15 protein-coding genes and 1 pseudogene are annotated in these 18,685 nt (G+C 68.3%); 4 read left to right on the top strand and 12 right to left on the bottom strand.

The genetic code is table 11. The features are described from left to right. Positions 1-149 precede the first annotated feature (149 nt). Positions 150-422, top strand: coding sequence for a hypothetical protein (locus GQ56_RS0126000; protein WP_031401431.1), 273 nt, complete (start codon positions 150-152; stop codon positions 420-422). A 136-nt stretch (positions 423-558) separates the two neighbouring features. Here GQ56_RS0126000 and GQ56_RS0125995 read toward each other — a convergent pair whose 3' ends face one another. Continuing rightward, entirely contained in the window at positions 559-1,329 is a 771-nt protein-coding gene (locus GQ56_RS0125995) for an alpha/beta fold hydrolase (protein ID WP_200878003.1), read from the bottom strand. 291 nt (positions 1,330-1,620) lie between these two features. After that, positions 1,621-2,553: a prolyl aminopeptidase gene (pip, locus tag GQ56_RS0125990; protein WP_031401429.1), complete on the bottom strand. Its 933-nt coding sequence runs from the start codon at positions 2,551-2,553 to the stop codon at positions 1,621-1,623. 320 nt (positions 2,554-2,873) lie between these two features. On the opposite strand from pip, the pseudogene GQ56_RS0125985 reads away from it, so the two are divergent. Next, a pseudogene (locus GQ56_RS0125985) lies at positions 2,874-3,995 on the top strand (acyltransferase family protein); the annotation flags it as partial. Positions 3,996-4,022: 27 nt separating this feature from the next. Here the strand turns inward: GQ56_RS0125985 and GQ56_RS0125980 are convergent. Together GQ56_RS0125980 and fabF are read right to left on the bottom strand one after the other, a co-directional pair. Next, complete coding sequence (locus GQ56_RS0125980) at positions 4,023-4,841, bottom strand: PA3715 family protein (protein ID WP_031401427.1); 819 nt, start codon at positions 4,839-4,841, stop codon at positions 4,023-4,025. A gap of 247 nt (positions 4,842-5,088) precedes the next feature. Beyond that, on the bottom strand, positions 5,089-6,357 hold the full coding sequence (fabF, locus tag GQ56_RS0125975) for a beta-ketoacyl-ACP synthase II (protein WP_031401426.1): 1,269 nt from the start codon (positions 6,355-6,357) through the stop codon (positions 5,089-5,091). A gap of 179 nt (positions 6,358-6,536) precedes the next feature. Between fabF and GQ56_RS0125970 the strand changes: the two genes are divergently transcribed. Next, the gene (locus GQ56_RS0125970) at positions 6,537-7,568 is read left to right on the top strand and encodes an AraC family transcriptional regulator (RefSeq protein ID WP_031401425.1); all 1,032 of its coding nucleotides are present in this window, start codon (positions 6,537-6,539) and stop codon (positions 7,566-7,568) included. Between the two features lie 109 nt (positions 7,569-7,677). Here the strand turns inward: GQ56_RS0125970 and GQ56_RS0125965 are convergent, their stop codons facing one another. From GQ56_RS0125965 to GQ56_RS0125935, 7 genes are read right to left on the bottom strand one after another with little or no spacing between them, the layout of a single operon-like run. Then, entirely contained in the window at positions 7,678-8,742 is a 1,065-nt protein-coding gene (locus tag GQ56_RS0125965; RefSeq protein ID WP_031401424.1) for a 2-aminoethylphosphonate aminotransferase, read from the bottom strand. After that, positions 8,742-9,923 (bottom strand): phosphonopyruvate decarboxylase, encoded by a 1,182-nt coding sequence (aepY, locus tag GQ56_RS0125960; protein WP_031401423.1) that lies wholly within the window; start codon positions 9,921-9,923, stop codon positions 8,742-8,744. The genes GQ56_RS0125965 and aepY overlap by 1 nt, the downstream gene beginning before the upstream one ends. Beyond that, on the bottom strand, positions 9,920-11,608 hold the full coding sequence (aepX, locus tag GQ56_RS0125955) for a phosphoenolpyruvate mutase (protein ID WP_031401422.1): 1,689 nt from the start codon (positions 11,606-11,608) through the stop codon (positions 9,920-9,922). Before aepX ends, aepY begins: the two co-directional genes overlap by 4 nt. Further along, a complete protein-coding gene (locus GQ56_RS0125950; RefSeq protein WP_031401421.1) occupies positions 11,605-12,372 on the bottom strand; it encodes a phosphocholine cytidylyltransferase family protein in 768 nt (255 codons plus the stop codon). The genes aepX and GQ56_RS0125950 overlap by 4 nt, the downstream gene beginning before the upstream one ends. Before the next feature lie 35 nt (positions 12,373-12,407). After that, complete coding sequence (locus GQ56_RS0125945) at positions 12,408-13,409, bottom strand: HpnL family protein (protein WP_031401420.1); 1,002 nt, start codon at positions 13,407-13,409, stop codon at positions 12,408-12,410. After that, a complete protein-coding gene (locus GQ56_RS0125940; RefSeq protein ID WP_031401419.1) occupies positions 13,406-14,215 on the bottom strand; it encodes a HalD/BesD family halogenase in 810 nt (269 codons plus the stop codon). Before GQ56_RS0125940 ends, GQ56_RS0125945 begins: the two co-directional genes overlap by 4 nt. After that, positions 14,212-14,892: a CDP-alcohol phosphatidyltransferase family protein gene (locus GQ56_RS0125935; protein WP_031401418.1), complete on the bottom strand. Its 681-nt coding sequence runs from the start codon at positions 14,890-14,892 to the stop codon at positions 14,212-14,214. The genes GQ56_RS0125940 and GQ56_RS0125935 overlap by 4 nt, the downstream gene beginning before the upstream one ends. Before the next feature lie 655 nt (positions 14,893-15,547). Between GQ56_RS0125935 and GQ56_RS0125930 the strand changes: the two genes are divergently transcribed. Further along, on the top strand, positions 15,548-17,062 hold the full coding sequence (locus GQ56_RS0125930) for an acetyl-CoA hydrolase/transferase family protein (protein ID WP_031401417.1): 1,515 nt from the start codon (positions 15,548-15,550) through the stop codon (positions 17,060-17,062). Between the two features lie 31 nt (positions 17,063-17,093). Here the strand turns inward: GQ56_RS0125930 and GQ56_RS0125925 are convergent, their stop codons facing one another. Continuing rightward, on the bottom strand, positions 17,094-18,575 hold the full coding sequence (locus GQ56_RS0125925) for a DHA2 family efflux MFS transporter permease subunit (protein ID WP_052007328.1): 1,482 nt from the start codon (positions 18,573-18,575) through the stop codon (positions 17,094-17,096). Positions 18,576-18,685: the final 110 nt, after the last annotated feature.

The following is an 18,685-nucleotide window of genomic DNA, read 5'->3' as shown; positions in this document are numbered from 1 at the left end:
TTTAAGTCTTCGTTAATACTGCGGGCCTAGCATGGTGATGCCGGCGAGCGGATCGGACCCCGGTCCGGCGCCGGCGGCATGCGCGGGTGCGCCGGCGTCACGGCGGCGCGCTGTCGCGCATCGACATTCTCTGGCAACGGCGGCAGACCATGATCAAGCACTTCGACTACCGGCTCGGCAGCGACACGATTGCGCTTTGCGCGAGCTTCGGCGCGGGGCCGGCGCTGCGCCGCGTGCTCGTGAGCCGTGCGGATTCGATGGAGACGCTGGTGGTGCTCGACGCGCGCGGCCTGTCGGGCTTGCTGAAGGTGGCGACCGAAGCGCCGGAAGGGCTGCTCGACGACGCGATCCGCAAGGTCGGCGACGAGCAGCTCGTCGAGCGGGCGATTCGCGGCAGGACGATCGTCGAAGCCGCGTTGTGATGCCCGGCGAGCCGGATCGGGCCGTGCACCCGTGGCGTCGCTCGACCGTACGCCGCACGCGGTGCGGCATCCTGCGATCGCACGGCATCGTCGCGCGGGGGGCGGCACCCGCCGCGCGCGGTCCGTGCCGGGCCGATCACGACGCCAGAAAGTCGAGCAGGACGGCCGCAAGCTGTTCCGGCTGCTCCTCGGCGGGATAGTGGCCGGAATCGCGCAGCACGACCCCGCGCACGTTCGACGCGACCTGCTCCATGGTGGCTTTCGCCCCTTCGCCATAGCCGAATTCGCATCCGACGGCGAGGACGGGCATGTCGAGTTTCCTTTCTCCGAACGTCTTGTTGTCGTCGCGATCGACGAACAGCGTGCGGTAGTAGCTGAAGCTTGCGCGCAGCGCGCCGGGCTGGGCGAGCGCCTTCGCATAGACGTCGATGTCCGCTTCGGAGATGGACTCGGGATCGACGGTGCCTACCGTGTCGCGTCGGACGAAGTGGCGGACGAACAGGGCTTCGCGGCCGCTCACCAGCGCCTCGGAAATATCCCCAGCCATGTTGAAGCCGAAGTGCCAGCTGCCGCCGGTGGCCACGTTCATCGCCTTTTCCTGGCCGAAGCCGGGCAGGCCGCTTTCGATGAAGACGAACCGCTCCGCGAGTTGCGGATACAGTGCCGCGAACGCATAGCCGACCTGGCCGCCCATGTCGTGTCCGACGATGCAGGCCGTGTCGATCTGTAGCGCATCCAGCAACGCGGCGATGTCGCTGGCGACGGTTTTCTTGTCATAGCCTGCCGCGGGCTTGCCGGAGTGGCCGAATCCGCGCAGATCGGGGGCAATGACGCGGCAGTGCGGCGCCAGCAACGGCATGAGCTTGCGCCACGCGTACGACGTCTGCGGCCAGCCGTGCAGCAGCACGACGGCCCGGCCGGCGCCGGCCACCCTCGCATGAATGCGCACGCCGTTCACGCGGACGGCCAGCGACCTGGCCGCGGCGGGGTCGGGTCTCTCGTCGTGGGGTTCTGTCAGGTTCAACGCCATGAATCCGCCTTCGTAATGGAAAGAGTGTTCGACGTGTGTGCCGTCCGACAAAACGCGGTCCCGCCCGGCGTCCCGCGCGCGGGACATCCGGCTGGCGTGATGGAGTGACGGCGGGAAGGCGCGAGCCGGATCGGCCGGCTCGCGAGCGACGCTGCGTGGCAGCGTGCTCTAGTTCGCGAACCGGTCGGTTGCCGCGACGAGCGCCTCGAGGATGCCCGGCTCGTTGTACGCGTGCCCGGCGCCCGGCACGATCTCGAAGGTCGCGTCCGGCCATGCCTTCGACAGATCCCATGCGGTACGCGCGGGCGTCGCGACGTCGTAGCGACCCTGCACGATCGCGCCCGGGATGCCGGCGAGGCGATGCGCGTCGCGCAGCAACTGGCCTTCCTCGACGAAGCCGTCGTTCACGAAGTAGTGGTTCTCGATCCGCGCGAATGCCAGCGCGTAGTGGCCGTCCGCGAAGTGCGCGGCGAGCGCCGGATTGGGCAGCAGCGTGATCGTGCGGCCTTCCCAGATGCTCCACGCGCGCGCGGCTTCGAGCTTCGCGGCCTCGTCGTCGCCGGTCAGCCGGCGATGATAGGCGGCGATCAGGTCGCCGCGCTCGGCTTCCGGAATCGGCGCAAGGAATGCTTCCCACAGATCGGGGAACAGCCACGACGCGCCTTCCTGGTAGTACCACAGCAGCTCCTCGCGGCGCATCGTGAAGATGCCGCGCACGACCAGCGCGCTCACGCGCTCGGGGTGCGTCTCCGCGTACGCGATCGACAGCGCGCTGCCCCACGAGCCGCCGAACACGAGCCATTTTTCCGCGCCGACCATCTCGCGCAGGCGCTCGATATCGGCAACCAGATGCCACGTCGTGTTGTTCTCGAGGCTCGCATGCGGCGTCGAGCGCCCGCAGCCGCGCTGATCGAACAGCAGGATGTCGTAGCGCGCGGGATCGAACAGGCGGCGATGATCGGGGCTGCAGCCGGCGCCGGGGCCGCCATGCAGGAACACGGCGGGCTTGCCGGCCGGATTGCCGCAGCGTTCCCAGTAAATGCGATGGCCGTCGCCGGTGTCGAGGTGGCCGTGGGCGTAAGGTTCGATCGGTGGGTACACAGTCTGGCTCCGGGTGAGGGGGCGACAGGAAGCGGACGAAGCGCGGGCCGGTGTGCTGGCGCTTGCTGACGGGACTGCGGCGCCGCAAAAATCGTTGCGCAGGCATCGGACCGGCTGCCGCCGGACAAGGCTTGTCATTATGCCCATTTGCCGCCGCGCACGTCGGCTCGTGATCGCGTGTGCGGCCGCCGGCGTCGCCCCGGCATTTTTGAAGCAATTTCGTTCCGATATTTTTCGTCGAGAATCCCGGCGGCAGACCGGCGTGCCGACGCGGCGGCGCCGGTCTGCCGCCCCTCCACCGTGCCAGCGGAAACCAGCCGATGAACCATCGCGTCACGCAGTTGACCGGGTTGCGCGCCGTCGCGGTGGCGATGGTGGTGGTCGGGCACGCCGAACACGTGCTGCCCGGCGGCTATACGGGCCCGTACGCGCCGTTGCGGCTGATCGCCGACGGGCGGCTCGGCGTGCTGATCTTCTTCGTCCTCAGCGGCTTCCTGATCACCGGCGTGCTGCGCGCCGAGTTCGCGCGCACCGGCGGCATCGCGCTCGGGCCGTTCTACGTGCGCCGCGCGCTGCGGATCTGGCCGGCCTGCTACGTCTACCTCGCGGCGGTCGCGATCGCGGCCTGCGCGGGCGGGTTCGACGTCGACCGCCGGCAGTGGCTGTACGCCGCGCTGCACCTGTGGAATTACTCGGCGTGGTTCGGCCTGAGCGGCGACAACGCACTGCATCCGGACGGCGCGTGGTATCTCGGCCATTTCTGGTCGCTCGCGCTCGAAGAGCAGTTCTACTGGTTCTGGCCGTTGCTGTTCGTGTCCGGCATGCGCCGCGGCGGCACGCGCTGGCTGGCCGCGCTGATCCTGCTCGTGCCGCTGGTGCGCGCCGTCACGTATTTCGCCGCGCCGGCGCTGCGCGGGCAGCTCGGGATGATGCTCCACACGGGCGTCGATCCGATCCTGATCGGCTGTTATGCGTCGCTCAACCGCGAACGGCTCGAAGCGTGGATCGGCTCGTGGCGCGGCGAGGCGCGCATCGCGACGGCGATCGTCCTGCTCGTGCTGTTCGGCATGCCGCTCGCCGAGCATCGGCTCGGCGGTTTTTGGAATGCGACCTACGGCGTGACGCTCGAAGCCGCGCTGATCGCGATCGTGATCGTCGTGCTGAATTTCCGTGACGAATTCTGGTGTGCGCGCTGGCTGCGCGCGCGGCCGGTGGTGTTCGTCGGCACGATCTCGTTCAGCCTGTATCTGTGGCAGCAGCCCTTCGCGAACCCGGGCCTGCCGGTCGCGCATGCGTTTCCGCTCGGCATCGTGTGGGCGTTGCTGGCCGCGACGGCCAGCTACTTCTTCGTCGAGAAGCCGTTCCTGCGGCTGAAGGACCGCTATGCGGCATGCGAGGCGCGGCGCGTGCGCGGCGACGCGACCGGGCCGAAGGTGTCGGAGCAGGTGGAGCAGGCGGGCGGCGCGGCCTTACTTGAAGCGCTTCAACGCGGCGGGCGAATACCAGAAGTTCCGGAACATATCGATCCCGTATGACTTGCCGTCGTAGCGGACGATCGTGCGGGCGGTGCGCGTGCCCGTATCCGAGTAGTCGCCGTCCTTGCGCTGCGTCTTCGTGACATGCGCCGTGATCGACAGGTCGGCGAAGCCGCGGGTCGAGGTTTTCTCGACGGCGATCGTCATGCGGGCCGCTTCGCTGCTCGCGTCGCCGACGCCCGGGCCGCAGGCTTCGCCTTCCACGCTGACCCACCCGGACAGGTTGGTGCCGAACACCGGACGGATGCGGGCGCCGTCGCGCACCCACAGTGTCAGTTCGTCACTGGCGTCCGCATCGGGGCAGCTCGCGCCGCGCGCGCTGCTCATGAACACCACGCCGAACGCGCGCACGTCGGGCGACAGCCGGTACGGCGCGGTATCGATGCGATAACTGTGCTCGCCGATTTCCGTCGTCGCATCTTCTTCGATCACCTTCCGCTCGGCCGCCACGACCTTGCCGCCCTCGATCAGTGCGACCACCTGCAGCTTGTCGCTTTCGTCCGGGTTCCTGCCTTTCGGCAGCGAATCGAACGCGACGGCCGCGATCGTCGTTTCAGGCGCGTTCGGCATGACCTTGCATGCCGACGCAACGACGAGCCGGTCCGCATCGCGTGTCGCAATGCGTGCGCTCGCGATGCCGGCCCAGCGGGCGATGGCCGTGACGGTATCGTCGGGGCAAGGCTGGCTGTCGGCGGCATGAACCACAGGGGCGGCGGCGAGTGCCAGCAGCGGGGCAAAACGAAGGACGTTCATGGTGACGATGGCTGGTTTTTTCTCGGATTGTCGTGGAAGGGGCTTGCGAACACGCGCGGACAACGGCGTACAGCGACCGTTGCCGCGATCGACGTCGTACGCGCCGCGACCGGTTTCGGGCCCGCTTCACGAGGCTCGCGCGGCTCCCGTTTCGCCGGGCAACCGTGGACGGACGCGCGCGACACCCGCAGGCCAAGTGCAGTCGCGGCTGCGCACACCGGGCCTTACGTTCGTGCCCGCAGCCGGATCATAGCCGACCGAACACCAGGCTGGCATTGACGCCCCCGAAACCGAAGCCGTTGGAGATCGCGTATTCCGTCGAGATGCGGCGGGCCGATCCGCCGACGATGTCGATGCCTGCCGCCGCGGGATCGGGCTGCGTCAGGTTGAGCGTCGGGGGCGCGAGCTGATCGCGCAGCGCCAGGACGGTGAAGATCGCTTCCACGCCGCCGGCCGCGCCGAGCAAGTGCCCGGTCGACCCCTTGGTGGCCGATACGGCGGGGCCGCGGTCCGTGCCGAAAACCGCCTTGATGGCCGCCAGCTCGCTGATGTCGCCGACGGGCGTGGAGGTCGCATGAGCGTTCAGGTGCCCGATCAGCGCGGGGTCGAGATTTGCCTGCCGGATCGCCAGTTCCATCGCGCGTCGTCCGCCGCTTCCATCGTCGGGCGGAGACGTCATGTGGTACGCGTCGGCGCTCGTGCCATAGCCGAGCACTTCCGCAATCGGCGCGGCGCCGCGCTGCAGCGCGTGCTCCAGTGTTTCGATGACGAGCATGCCGGCGCCTTCTCCCATGACGAAGCCGTCGCGCGCGGCGTCGAAGGGGCGCGATGCCTGCACGGGGTGCTCGTTGAATCCCGTCGACATGGTTCTTGCCGCGGCGAACGACCCGAGGCTGACCCGGTCGATGCAGGCTTCGGCGCCGCCGCACACGGCAATGTCGGCCTCGCCCGACCGGATCAGGCGCGCCGCGTCGCCAATGGCCTGCGCGCTGGCGGCGCAGGCGGTCACGGGCGCGCCCAGCGGGCCGCGAAAGCCGTGGCGGATGGAGATGTGGCCGGCCGCCATGTTGGCCAGGAAGCTGGGAACGGTAAACGGAGAAAGCCGCCTTGGCCCGCGGTTGTCGGTCACCCTGACCGCTTCCGCGATCGCACCGAACCCGCCGACGCCGGACGCCACGACGGTGGCCGTCCTCTCGCGCGCGCTTTCGGTTCCGGGTTGCCACCCGGCCTGATTCAGCGCCTCCTGCGCGGCGGCCAGCGCGAACAGGCTGAACCGGTCCATCTTTTTCTGGTCCTTCGGTTCCACCGCGACGGCAGGATCGAATCCCCACGGGCTGTCCGGCGTCAGCACGGGCACGGCGCCGCCGACCTTCGCGGCAATCCCTTCGGTGATGTCGTCGGGCAGGCCGATCAGGCCCGAATGGCCGCTCAGCAGGCGGCTCCATGCGGACTCGACGCCGCATCCCAACGGCGAAACCATACCCATGCCTGTCACGACGATGCGTCTCGTGTTCAAACCGTGCTCCTCTTTTGATGGACGAAGACAGGCCGCCGGAGATTGGCACAATGCGCCATCCGGCAACTGTCGGAAAGTTCATGAATCGCGGAATAGTCGAGCCAGTATAGGGATGTTGCCGGCCAGGAATTCGCACATCGCGCCAATCAATATGCAAAATGCGCCATAATGATTGGACCATGAATGCATCCCGGCAACGTCCTCTCACGGTGTCGTCGCACTTCCTGCACGGGATGCTGCGCGCCGTTCGCACCCGTCACGGGGAAGACGCGGCGGCGCACGTCCTCACCGGCGCGGCCATCCCGCAATCCCTGCTCGATCAGCCCGATGCGCGGATCACGCGCCAGCAATACGTCGCGCTGTACAGGACCGTCGCCGCGACGCTCGATGACGAGATGCTGGGACTCTGGTCCCGGCCGATCCGGGGCGGCACGTTGAAATACCTGATGCTCAGCCTGCTCGACGCGCCGACGGTACTGGTCGCGTTCAATCGTTTCGTCCGGTTCTGGAATTTGCTGCTGGACGACTACCGGCTGCAGATTTCGACGAAGAACGACCAGGTGCGGCTGATGCTGGCGGAGCGCCAGCCCGGCACGCAGGTCGTGCCGCTCGGGCACGAGTTGATGATGAAGCTCGCGCACGGGATGGCATCCTGGCTGCTGGGCCGGGAACTCGCCGTGCAGCGGGTCGAGTTCGGTTTCGCCAGGCCGAGGCACGTGGAGGACTATGCCTTCCTGTTCCCCGGCACCGTGCACTTCGATGCGGCGGCCACGAGCATCCAGTTCGCGTACCAGGATTGCGCCGAGGCGTTCAAGCGCGAAAAGCACGAACTATGGGCATTCCTGAAAGCGGCGCCCGGCGCCTGGACTTTCAGCGTGTTTCATCACGGTTCGATCGTGGCGCGCACGCGCGAGCATCTCGAACGCAATATTGCGCAGCCGCCGACGATACAGGCGCTCGCGCAGGCATTGCATACGTCGGTGCGCACGCTCAACCGCCGGTTCGCGGAAGAGGGCACGCATTTCCAGCAGGTGAAGGACGGATTGCGAAGGGATATCGCCGTCGATCGGCTGACGAACTCGAACACCAGCGTCGCGGTGCTGGCGTTCGACCTCGGGTTTTCCGACGCAACCGGTTTCTGTCGCGCCTTCAAGCACTGGACCGGCAGCAGTCCTACGGATTATCGCAAGGACATGCGCCGGGACGAGTGACGCGAAAGCGTCGCGCCCGAACATGAAAAAACCCCAAGGGCCGGAACGATGTCCGGCCCTTGGGGTTCATGCGTCGCGGCCCTTGCGTCGCCGAAGCGGCGCGTGCGGCTTACCGCGTCAGCGCCGTAAAGCCTTCCAGCAAACGGTCGACGTCGGCCGCCTGGATCGCGCCCATCGTCGAGATCCGGAACAGCTCCTTCGACAGCCCGCCTTGCCCCGCGTAGATCACGAAGCCGCGCGCCTTCAACCCGTCGTGCAGGGCTTCGTACGTCACGCCCTGCGGCAGCCGGTACGCGCGCAGCACGACCGACGATGCGCCTTCCGGCAGCACGAGCGGCATGCCGCGCGCGGCGAGGCCGGCCTGCGCCTGATCGGCGAGCGCCTTGTAATGCGCATGGCGCGCACGCCAGCCGCCGGCCTCGTCGAATTCGCGCAGCGCCTCGACGAGCGCATAGTACGCGTGCACGGAAGGCGTGAACGGCGTATTGCGCTGGTCCTGCAGCTTCGCGAGGCGGCCGAGGTCGAGGTAGTACGTGCGGCTTGCCGCTTTCGCGAGCGCGCTGCGGCGCACGATCACGAACGCCGCGCCCGGCACGCCGTGCAGGCACTTGTTCGCGGTTGCGGCCACCGCGTCGATGTCGCCGCCGGCGAAGTCGATCGCTTCCGCGCCGAAGCTGCTGACGCCGTCGACGAGCATTTTCACGCCGCGCGAGCGGCACACGTCGGCGATCGCGCCGAGATCGTTCAGGCGGCCGGTGGTCGTTTCGTGATGAATCACGGCGACGTGCGAATAGCCGCCCGCGTCGAGCCGCGCGGCGATCTGTGCGAGATCGGGCGCCTGCATCCATTCATGCTTCAGCACGTCGTGCGCGATGCCGTACTGCGTCGCGATCTGCGTGATCCGCTCGCCGTACACGCCGTTCTCGATCACCAGCAGCTTGCCGTCCTGCGGCACCAGCGCCGCGACCATGCTTTCGACGGCGGCCGTGCCCGAACCCGTCATCAGCACGGCTGTCCATTCGGCCGGATCGAGTTCGTATGCGGCGACGAGGCGCGCGCGCGCTTCGTCCTGCAGGTCGAAGAATTCGCCTTCGCGATGGCACAGGTCGGGTTGCAGCAGGCTGCGGCGCACGCGTTCGGTCAGCGTTACCGGGCCGGGGTTCAGCAGCAGCATCAATGAGCTCCTTCAACGTGGGCTTCGGTCTGCGCGGCGCCGATGTGCCGCATCAGACGGGTCTTGACCTCGACCGGCGTGACGGTCGGGCGGGGCAGGCCGTCGGGTACGCCGGTGCGGATCGCGAGGCGCACGAACCGTACGCCGTCGTTCGGCCCGGCCAGCGCGGCATCGAGCACGTCGAGCGTGTCGCCTTCGACCGCCGACGCGTAGCCGCACGCGGCCGCGACGCCCGCGAACGATACGTGCTGCGACACCGTTGCCTGGCCGCCCGTCGATTCGTGCGCGCCGTTGTCGAGCAGCACGTGCGTGAGGTTGGCCGGCCCGTAGGCGCCGAGCGTCGCGAATGCGCCCATGCGCATCAGCGCGGCGCCGTCGCCATCGACGGCCACCACGCGCAGGTCGGGGCGCGCGAGCGCGAGGCCGAGCGCGAACGGCGTCACGCAGCCCATCGAGCCGACCATGTACAGCTGGTTCGGGCGGTCGTCGAGCGCGTAGAGTTCGCGGCCGCAGAAGCCGGTCGACGCGAGCACCACGGTCGAATCGACCGGCGTGTGCGCGATCACGCGCTGCAGCGCATCGTGGCGGGTCGGCCATGCATCGGCCGATGCGGCGCGCGACGACGTGTGCGCGGCGAGGTGCGCGCGCGGCGTCGCGGCCGGGTTGGCCTTCAGTTCATACGGTGCGACGCTGCCTTTCTGCATCACGAGCGCGTACGGGCGGCCGGTCGCGTCCATGTGCGCGATCGCGCGGTCGAGTGCCGGGCCGACCTGTTCGGGGTCGGTCGGGAACGTCTCCCACGGGATCTCCATCGTGTCGAGCATCGCGGGCGTGATCGGGCCCATCAGCGCGTGCTGCGGCTCGTCGGCGACACCGGGCTGGCCGCGCCACGTGACGATCAGCAGTTGCGGCAGGCGGAACGTCCAGGTCAGCGACGTGAGCGGGCTCACCGCGTTGCCGAGCCCCGAGTTCTGCATCATCGCGATGCCGCGTTTGCCGCCGAGCGTCGCGCCCGCGATCAGCGCGACCGCGTCGCCTTCGTTCGCGGCCGACACGTAGTTCAGCGTCGGGTCCTGCAGCACGTAATTGATGAACGGCGTCAGGTACGAGCAGGGCACGCCCGCGTACCAGTCGAAACCGCGCTCGCGCGCGGCCTCGACGAACTGGGCCGCTTCGATCATTGCGCGCCCCCGTTGCCGGTGCCCGGTTCGGACAGCGGCGTCTGGCCGTGCGCGAAGTCGCCCGCGCGGCGGAAGTCATCGAGATCGTTCACACCGCGCCAGTGGCCGTGCACGTACTGCACCTCGATCTTCTCGCCGGCGGCGATCAGTTCGTTGAGGAGCGCGGGGATGTCGAGCGAGTCGAAATCGTCGCGCGCCTGCAGCGTCGCGAGCATCGCCTTCAGGCGGTCGACGCCCGCGCCGCGCACGTTCAGGAGGCCGATCCAGCGGCCGTGCGGCGTGCCTGCGGCGACGTCGCTCGATACGCGTTGCAGATAGGTCTTCTGGCCGAACAGGCCACGATCGTCCGCCGCCGAGCACAGCGCGAAATCGCGCACGCTCTGGTTGGTCGGCTCGGTCAGCGACGAATCGACCACCACGCTGAACTCGGCCTCGCTCTCCGCGAGGTCGCGCACGATGTAGCTGCGGAACAGCAGGTCGCCGTACGAGATCACGGTGTCGCCGGTCAGGCGTTCGGCCGCACATGCGAGCGACGCGAGTTCGCCCGTCTGCGCATGGCGTTCGTTGACCACGAGCTTGATGCCCGACGTGTCGATCGCGTCGGCGCGATAGCCGCCGACCACGGTGATGTCGTTCACGCCGTGCGTCTTGAAGCCGTCGACGAGCCAGCGCAGCAGCGGCTTGCCGGCGACCGGCAGCATGACCTTGGGTTTATCCTCGGTTACGGCTTCGAGGCCCTTGCCGCGGCTCGCTGCGAGCACGATCGCGGCGTTCGACGCGCGCGACGACGACGACAGGTAGATGCGCTCGGCCGCCGAGTACTCGTCGGCGTCCTGCAGGCGGAAGATCTCGTTGACCGATGCCACGCGGTCCTCGACGTTGATCAGCGTTTCGCTTTCGTGGATCTCGCGTGCGGTCGCCTGCATCGCGGATGCCGACGCGCGGATCAGGTGGTTCGCCCAGATCACGGTGCTGATGCCGGCCTGGCGGAACACGTCGGTCGGCGTGCTGTAGTACTTGGTCGGCACGATCACGAGCGGCGCCTTGCCGCTCCATTCGCGCGCGAACTGCAGGATCTCGTCGGGGCGCGACAGCTTGCTGTGGATCAGGATCGCGTCGGCGCCGGCTTCCGCATACGCGTTCGCGCGGCGCAGTGCCTCGTCCATCCCCCAGCCTGCGATCAGCGCTTCGACACGCGCGACGATCGAGAAGTCGGGATCGGTCTGCGAATCCTTGCCGGCCTTGATCTTGCCGCAGAACTCGTCGATTTCCGCGAGCGGCTGGCGCTCGCCGCCGATGAAGCTGTTGGTCTTCGGGAACTGCTTGTCTTCGATGCAGACGCCGGCGATGCCGCGCTGCTCGAGCTTCTTCACGAGGCGGCGCACGTTGTTGAAGTTGCCGTAGCCGGTGTCGCCGTCGAGCAGGATCGGCAGGTCGCTCGCGTCCGCCATGAATTCGAGCACGTCGACGACCTGGGTCCAGCTCGCTTCGTTGTTGTCGCGCACGCCGAACTGCGCGGAGATCGCGAGGCCCGACGCCCAGATCCCCTTGAAGCCGGCTTCGCGGACGATGCGCGCGGACAGGCCGTTGTGCGCTTCCATCAGGAATTCGAGGTCGCTGCTGACGAGCATGCGGCGCAGGCGTGCGCTGCGCGATTCGGTGAAGTTGGGTTCGCGGGCGTTCATCGTGCGGCTCCTGCGGTAGTGCGTTGAATCAGGGGAAGGATGTCTTGTGTGGCGCGTGCGACGTCGTTCGGGAAGTCGATCTCGATCCACGGCGAGCCGGTGACGTCGGCGACGTCGAACGAATGGCCGCCTTCGAGCAGCAGGTCGCGCACGGCTTCCTCGTGCGGCATGTTCGCGCGGCCGCTGTCGACGTAGCCCGCGACGATCGTCGCGAGGCGGCGCGCGGTGTGCTCGGTGAAGCGGAAGAAGCCGACCGATTCGCCGATCGTGTCGTACTCGAGGTCGACCGCGAGCTGCTTGCGCAGCTCGACCGGCACGCCGTTCTTCAGGCACAGCTTCACGGGTTCGTCGCCGGCCTCGAAGTCGCGGTCGATCAGCAGGCGGTCGACCGCCCGGTCGGAATCGGCCACCAGCGCGTGCAGGATGTTCTCGTCGTACAGCACGTCCGCGTCCATCAGCAGCACGTCGCCGCCGCGCGTCATCGCGTCGGCGACGGTGTGCACGGTCAGCACGCTGCCGAGGTCGTAGCGTTCGTTGATCACGATCTCGGCCTGGCGGCCGAGGCGCTTCAGTTCCTGCTCGACCTTCTCGGACTGGAAGCCGAGCCCGAGCACGATCTCGTCGACGCCCGCGGCGTCGAGTACGCGCAGATGGCGCTCGAGCAGCGACAGGTCGTCGAAGCGCAGCAGGCACTTCGGGAATTGCGCCTCGGGCGGTTGTTGCAGGCGCAAGCCGAGGCCTGCCGCAAGAATGATGGCTCGCATGGGTTCTCCAACCAAAAAGCCGGCGATCTGAACGATCAGTCGGCGAGCGGCTGCGGCGCACGGCGCCGCTGCCAGTTTCTTTCACTGAAATGCAGATAGAGCAGGCCGGGCAGGCCGAGCGCGAGTTCGCGCGCGCGCTTCGCGAGCGACAGCGCGAGCGCCGCCTCGGGCGGCAGGCCGACCAGCGGGGCGAGCAGCAGATAGCCGCCTTCCTGCGCGCCGAGCGAGCCCGGAATCGCGAAGGCCGCGCCGCGAATGGCCTGGCCGACGCTTTCCAGCAGCAGCGCGTCGAGCCAGCTCACCGGGTGGCCGAGGAAGTGCAGCGCGAGCCACACTTCCGCGGTGCCGACGATCCAGCCGACGAGGCTCAGCGCGAACGTCTTCGCGACTTTCGCGCGGTCGCGGTACAGCATGCCCACCGCGTCGTCGATCGCGTCGGCGCGGGTGGCCAGCGACGACCAGTCGCGCGGGCCGAGGAACTTCGACGCGAGGCGCATGCCGCGGCCGAACAGCCCGCGCCGCTGCGCCGCGTAGAACAGCGCGGCGAGGGCGCCCAGCACGCCGGTGGCGATCAGCGCGGGCGTGCGCAGGTGCGCGACGGACTCGTGCGTGGCGTACAGGCTGAACGCGGCGATGCCGATCAGCGCGAACGCCATCTGCGCGAGCGCCTGCATCGTCGTGCTGACCGTGACGACCGCCGCCGCGTCGGCCATCCGCGTGCCGCGCTGCGCGAGGTGGCGCACCATCAGCACCGGGCCGCCGATCTGCCCGGCGGGCAGCAGGCTGTTCACCGATTCGCCGACCCAGCGCGCGCGCAGCGCGTTGCCGAGCTCGGCGCCCGGCTGGCCGCGGCGGAACATCACGGAGAGTGCGGTGGCGTCGATCACGAGCGGCACGACGTGGAACGCCGCGACGAGCGCGAGCCCCCAGCCGGCCGCGAGGAACGTGGACGCGACCGCGCCGACGCCCTGCCAGGCGAGGAGCGCGACGAAGAGTGCTGTTCCGAGGGACAGCAGGATCAGCCCGGCGCGTGTCATGACCCTGTCGTGCGTCGTGTGGCCAGTTGCTTGAACACCTGGCGGAAACCGAAATACGCGATCGCGTCCTTCATGTTCGAGATGAAGCGCTTCCACGGCCGCATGCCGGGGTTCGTCACGTATTCGAACGTCAGCGACACGCGCATCTCGTTCTGGCCGAGCGGCGTGATGCGGTGGCGCAGCTTGTCGCCGTCGAACAGCACGATGCCGCCGTCGGCGATCTGCACGGAGCCGGGTTCGTCGGCCACGTCCGGATTGCGCGTGTGCAGCTCGTAGTCGAGCCGGCACGACGATTCGTCGATCACGCCGATCAGCAGCGTGTAGCGGCGGCCGTCGTAGTACGACGTGTCGTAGTGCCAGCCGATGTGGTCGCCGGGTTTCGTGTAGTAATACAGCGCGTACGCGTGCGGATCGTCGTCCGGCGACAGCATCAGCTTGTCGCCCGTGATTTTCTCGAGGAACGCGATCAGCGCCTTCGACCGGTACAGCTCGGCGATATAGGGCGCCTGCTCGTCGATCGTATGGCGGCTCACGCTGCCGCCCTGCTTGTGGCCGGGCAGGTAATTGCGGTTCAGGCCGGCCTGCATCGCGCGGGCGGCCTGCGCGAGCTTCGCGTGGGCGTCGGCCGGCAGGAACGCGTCGAGGTACAGGAACGATCCCTGGCGCGTGTAGTCGCCGCGCAGGCTGTCGAGGTCGAGCGGGCCGACGCAGTCGGCCACCGTGCGATCGGGATCGGCCACGGCCGCGCGCGCAGGCGCGGGGCGTGCCGGGCTCAGCACGGAGTCGTCGCGCGTGCTAGGAGTCATTTGGAAGCCTGGATTTCGGTTGGATTTTGCGTCACGTTGCCGCGTCGGACGACGCGCCACCAGTCGATCACGACCCAGGCGGCGAACAGCGGGGCGCCGATCGACGCCGCGAGCAGGAACGGCTCGACGCCGTCGAACAGCGTGACGAGCGGCAGCAGGTACAGCACGTCTTCGGTCTCGAAGCCGCCGGCGAACGCCTGCTTGGTGCCGGCCTTGCCGGCGACCGATTCGATCCGCATGCGCAGGAAGAAGATCAGCGCGACGGCCGCGCCGGCCACCGCGCCGAGCAGCACCGGCGAGGCGGCCATCTGGCCGCCCTGGGCGACGATGCCGACGCCCATGCTGACGAACAGCGCGATCGTCACGAGCGCATCGGCCGCGAGGTCGTAAAAATGACCGATCTTGCTCGATTTGCCGCTGATGCGCGCAAGCTCGCCGTCGGTGTGGTCGACGAAGTTCGACAGGACGATCAGGAATGCGCCCGCGTTGCTCCAGCCGAAGCCGCCGTGCGCGAGGCACCAGGCGCCGGCGAGGCCGATCAGCAGACGGAGGGTGGTGAGGTGATTCGGGGTGACCGGCGTATCGACGAGCGGTCGGACAAGCGAGCGCGCGAGCCGCGCATCCCAGGTGCGTGGCAGGGGCGGCTCGGAGCGTGCGGCGGTTTTTCTTTGGTCCATCGGCGAAATATATACGGAATTGTAATTTGTTGCTTTTTATTCGATCAATGTCCTGACATGCGGGAGTGTTACCGCGTCTTGCGGTGGCTGGCCGGTCGACGGGCGTGCACACGGAAAGGGCACGCGGGCGGGGCGGCCGGCCCCTCATTCCAGTGTGGTTCGGGGCGCGCGTCCGTCAAGGGCGGACGGGCCGCGAGGGCCGGTGCGGCGGGGCTTTCCGGGGCGGCCGGCCGGCGGCGCGCGGCGCATGCGACCTTGATGCGCGTCAGGTCCGGGAAAAGCGCATCGGGCGACAATTGGCCGCGCCGGACGGGTATCGGCCATTGCCGGTATTTCGTCGTGAAATCCGGTTTGGAATTCTTCGATTGATGCTACTGGGTTGTCAATAGCCGACCGGTCATCCGATGCATGCGCCGTCGTGCACTTTACCGGTGCATCCGGCGAGTGTGGCGCGCTTCTCACAGAACGACCGTTCGATACGCGGCAAATTCGGCAAGGATCTTTTTCATACAGCGGACATTTCGCGGCGATTGCCTCTGCGATACTCCGACCGTGCCTGTGGTGCCGGCCGCCTCTCGCGGCCCCAAGGGCTTCATGTCGCTCAGGAGACACCCCCCGCGACGTTAACGACAGACCAAAGCGTCAGAAACCAGCCATGTCTTCATCACGCATCCTCGCTCCCGCCCTGCGTTCGCTCGTCCGCACCGCCGACGAAGCCGCCGCGCTGATCCGTCCCGGCATGACCGTCGCCATGAGCGGCTTTACCGGGTCCGGCTATCCGAAGGCCGTGCCGGCCGCGCTGGCCGCCCATATCGACGCGGCGCATGCGCGCGGCGAGGACTTCCGCATCAACGTGCTGACCGGCGCCTCGACCGCGCCTGAACTCGACGGCGCGCTTGCCCGCACCAACGGCATCTCGATGCGGCTGCCGTACCAGTCCGACCCGACGCTGCGCGACAAGATCAACAACGGCGAAGTCGATTACCAGGACGTCCACCTGAGCCACGTCGCGCAATATGCGTGGTTCGGGCTGTACGGCGACCTCGACGTCGCGATCGTCGAAGTCGCGGGCATCCGCGAGGACGGATTGCTGATTCCGTCGGCATCGATCGGCAACAACAAGACCTGGCTCGAACGCGCGAAGCACGTGATCCTCGAGGTCAACTCGCGCCAGCCGATCGGCCTCGACGGGATGCACGACGTCTACTACGGCACCGCGCTGCCGCCGCACCGCAAGCCGATCCCGCTGACGAAGAGCGACGACCGCATCGGCGAGCCTTACCTGCGCTGCCCGGCCGACAAGATCGTCGCGATCGTCGAGACCGATGCGCCGGATCGCAGCAATGCGTTCTCCGCGCCGGATGCGACGTCCAAGCAGATCGCGCATCAACTGATCGATTTCCTGCGCCACGAAGTGAAGCGCGGCCGCCTGCCCGAAAACCTCTTGCCGCTGCAGTCGGGCGTCGGCAACATCACGAACGCGGTGCTCGCGGAACTGAGCTCGGCCGGCTTCGCGAACCTGACCGCGTACACCGAGGTGATCCAGGACGGCATGCTCGACCTGCTCCAGGACGGCACGCTGAGCTTCGCGTCGGCCACCGCGCTGTCGCTGAGCCCGACCGCCGTGCAGCGCTTCGCCGACGAGATCGCGACGTTCCGCGAGAAGATCGTGCTGCGCCCGCAGGAGATCAGCAACCATCCCGAACTCGTGCGCCGCCTCGGCTGCATCGCGATGAACGGGATGATCGAGGCCGACATCTACGGCAACGTGAACTCGACCCACGTGATGGGCACGAAAATCCAGAACGGCATCGGCGGCTCGGGCGACTTCGCGCGCAACGGCTATCTGTCGTGCTTCATGTCGGCCAGCACCGCGAAGGGCGGGGCGATCTCGCGCATCGTGCCGATGGCGAGCCACGTCGACCATACCGAGCACGACGTCGGGGTGATCGTGACCGAGCAGGGCCTCGCGGACCTGCGCGGCCTGTCGCCGAAGCAGCGCGCGCGCAAGGTCATCGCGACCTGCGCGCATCCCGACTACCGGCCGATGCTCGAGGACTACTTCGAGCGCGCGTCGCACGAGAGCTTCGGCAAGCACACGCCGCACCTGCTCGCCGAGGCGCTGTCGTGGCACGAGCGCTACGTGCGCACCGGGACGATGAAGGCCTGACGAGGCGCAGCGCGCGCGGCGGGGGCGGGCGTCAGTCCATCGCCGCGTGCGCGACCTCGACGCTCGCCGCCTGTCGCGGCGGGCGGATCAGCAGCAACAGCGGGATCATCAGCAGCGTCGCGACGAACATCAGCTTGAAGTCGTTCAGGTACGCGATCATCGACGCCTGCTGGTTGATCGTGCGGTCGAGCAGCGCGATGTCGAGGCGGCTGCCGGCCATGGCCTGCACGGCCGGATCGAACGGCGTGACGTGGGCCGCGAGATCGGCGTGCGCGACCTGCGTGTTGCGCGTCATCAGCGTCTGCACGATCGAGATGCCGATGCTGCTGCCGATGTTGCGCATCAGGCTGTAGGTGGCCGTGCCGTCCGCGCGCAGCTCGGGCGGCAGCGTCGAGAACGACAGCGCGCTCAGCGGCACGAACACGAGCCCCAGCCCGAAACCCTGCACCACGCCGGGCCACACGATGTCCGCTTCGGACAGCACGACCGTGTACTGCATCATCTGCCAGAGCGCGAGCGCGGAAATCGACAGCCCCGCGAGCAGCAGCATCCGCGCATCCACGTATTTCAGCAGCCTGCCGACGAACAGCATCGCGATCATCGTGCCGGCGCCGCTCGGCGCGGTGACGAGGCCCGTCGTCGCGACCGGGTAGCCCATCAGGTTCTGCAGCATCGGCGGCAGCAGCGCGCGCGTCGCGTACAGCACCGCGCCGACCACGAAGATGAACAGCGTGCCCGTCGCGAAGTTCGGATCGCGCAGCAGTTCCGACTTGAAGAACGACGCCTTGCCGGCGGTCGCCGTATGCGCGAGGAAAAACGCGAAGCCGAGCGCCGCGAGGAGCGCCTCGATGCGGATCTCGTACGAGCCGAACCAGTCGAGCTGTTCGCCGCGGTCGAGCATCGCCTGGAAGGCGCCGATCGCGAGCGCGAGCGTCGCGAAGCCGAACGCGTCGAACTTCACGTGCGGGCGCGGCGCGCGTGCCGGCAGGAAAGTCATCACCCCGGCGAGCGCGAACGCGCCGATCGGCACGTTGATGAAGAACACCCAGCGCCAGTTGTAGCTGTCGGTGAGCCAGCCGCCGAGCGTCGGGCCGAGGATCGGGCCGACCATCACGCCCATCCCCCAGATCGCCATCGCCTGGCCTTGCTTTTCGCGCGGGTTGATGTCGAGCAGGATCGACTGCGACAGCGGCACCAGCGCCGCGCCGAATATGCCCTGCAGCAGACGCGCGCCGACGATCTGCACGAGTGTCTCGGACAGCCCGCATAGCGCCGATGCGACGGTGAAGCCGGCGATCGACGCGATCAGCAGCCGCTTGACGCTGAGCCGGTCCGACAGCCAGCCGGTGAGCGGCGTCGCGATCGCCGCGGCGACGATATAGGAGGTCAGCACCCAGGTGATCTCGTCCTGCGACGCGGACAGCGTGCCCTGCATGTGCGGCAGCGCGACGTTCGCGATCGTGCTGTCGAGGGTCTGGATCAGCGTGGCGAGCATGATCGACAGGGTCAGCATCGGCCGGTTCAGGGCGGGCGAGGCGGGGGGGTCGGGGGCGGGGGGGGGGGTCAAGGGGGGGGCTCCGGGGGGGGGGCGCCGGGGGGGGCGGTCCGGGATGGGGCGGGAGG

Source organism: Burkholderia paludis (assembly GCF_000732615.1).
Classification (GTDB): Bacteria; Pseudomonadota; Gammaproteobacteria; order Burkholderiales; family Burkholderiaceae; genus Burkholderia; species Burkholderia paludis.
The sequence above is the reverse complement of the archived record's forward strand: the minus strand, read 5'-3'. Positions and strand labels throughout refer to the sequence as shown.

Excerpts from the sequence above, each read along its gene's own strand:
- GQ56_RS0125930 (WP_031401417.1), top strand. The coding sequence starts at position 15,548 with ATGTCTTCATCACGCATCCTCGCTCCCGCCCTGCGTTCGCTCGTCCGC.
- GQ56_RS0125940 (WP_031401419.1), bottom strand. The coding sequence starts at position 14,215 with ATGACTCCTAGCACGCGCGACGACTCCGTGCTGAGCCCGGCACGCCCC.
- GQ56_RS0125925 (WP_052007328.1), bottom strand. The coding sequence starts at position 18,575 with ATGCTGACCCTGTCGATCATGCTCGCCACGCTGATCCAGACCCTCGAC.
- GQ56_RS0125950 (WP_031401421.1), bottom strand. The coding sequence starts at position 12,372 with ATGCGAGCCATCATTCTTGCGGCAGGCCTCGGCTTGCGCCTGCAACAA.
- GQ56_RS0125970 (WP_031401425.1), top strand. The coding sequence starts at position 6,537 with ATGAATGCATCCCGGCAACGTCCTCTCACGGTGTCGTCGCACTTCCTG.
- aepX (WP_031401422.1), bottom strand. The coding sequence starts at position 11,608 with ATGAACGCCCGCGAACCCAACTTCACCGAATCGCGCAGCGCACGCCTG.
- GQ56_RS0125965 (WP_031401424.1), bottom strand. The coding sequence starts at position 8,742 with ATGCTGCTGCTGAACCCCGGCCCGGTAACGCTGACCGAACGCGTGCGC.
- GQ56_RS0125935 (WP_031401418.1), bottom strand. The coding sequence starts at position 14,892 with ATGGACCAAAGAAAAACCGCCGCACGCTCCGAGCCGCCCCTGCCACGC.
- aepY (WP_031401423.1), bottom strand. The coding sequence starts at position 9,923 with ATGATCGAAGCGGCCCAGTTCGTCGAGGCCGCGCGCGAGCGCGGTTTC.
- GQ56_RS0125945 (WP_031401420.1), bottom strand. The coding sequence starts at position 13,409 with ATGACACGCGCCGGGCTGATCCTGCTGTCCCTCGGAACAGCACTCTTC.
- GQ56_RS0125980 (WP_031401427.1), bottom strand. The coding sequence starts at position 4,841 with ATGAACGTCCTTCGTTTTGCCCCGCTGCTGGCACTCGCCGCCGCCCCT.
- GQ56_RS0126000 (WP_031401431.1), top strand. The coding sequence starts at position 150 with ATGATCAAGCACTTCGACTACCGGCTCGGCAGCGACACGATTGCGCTT.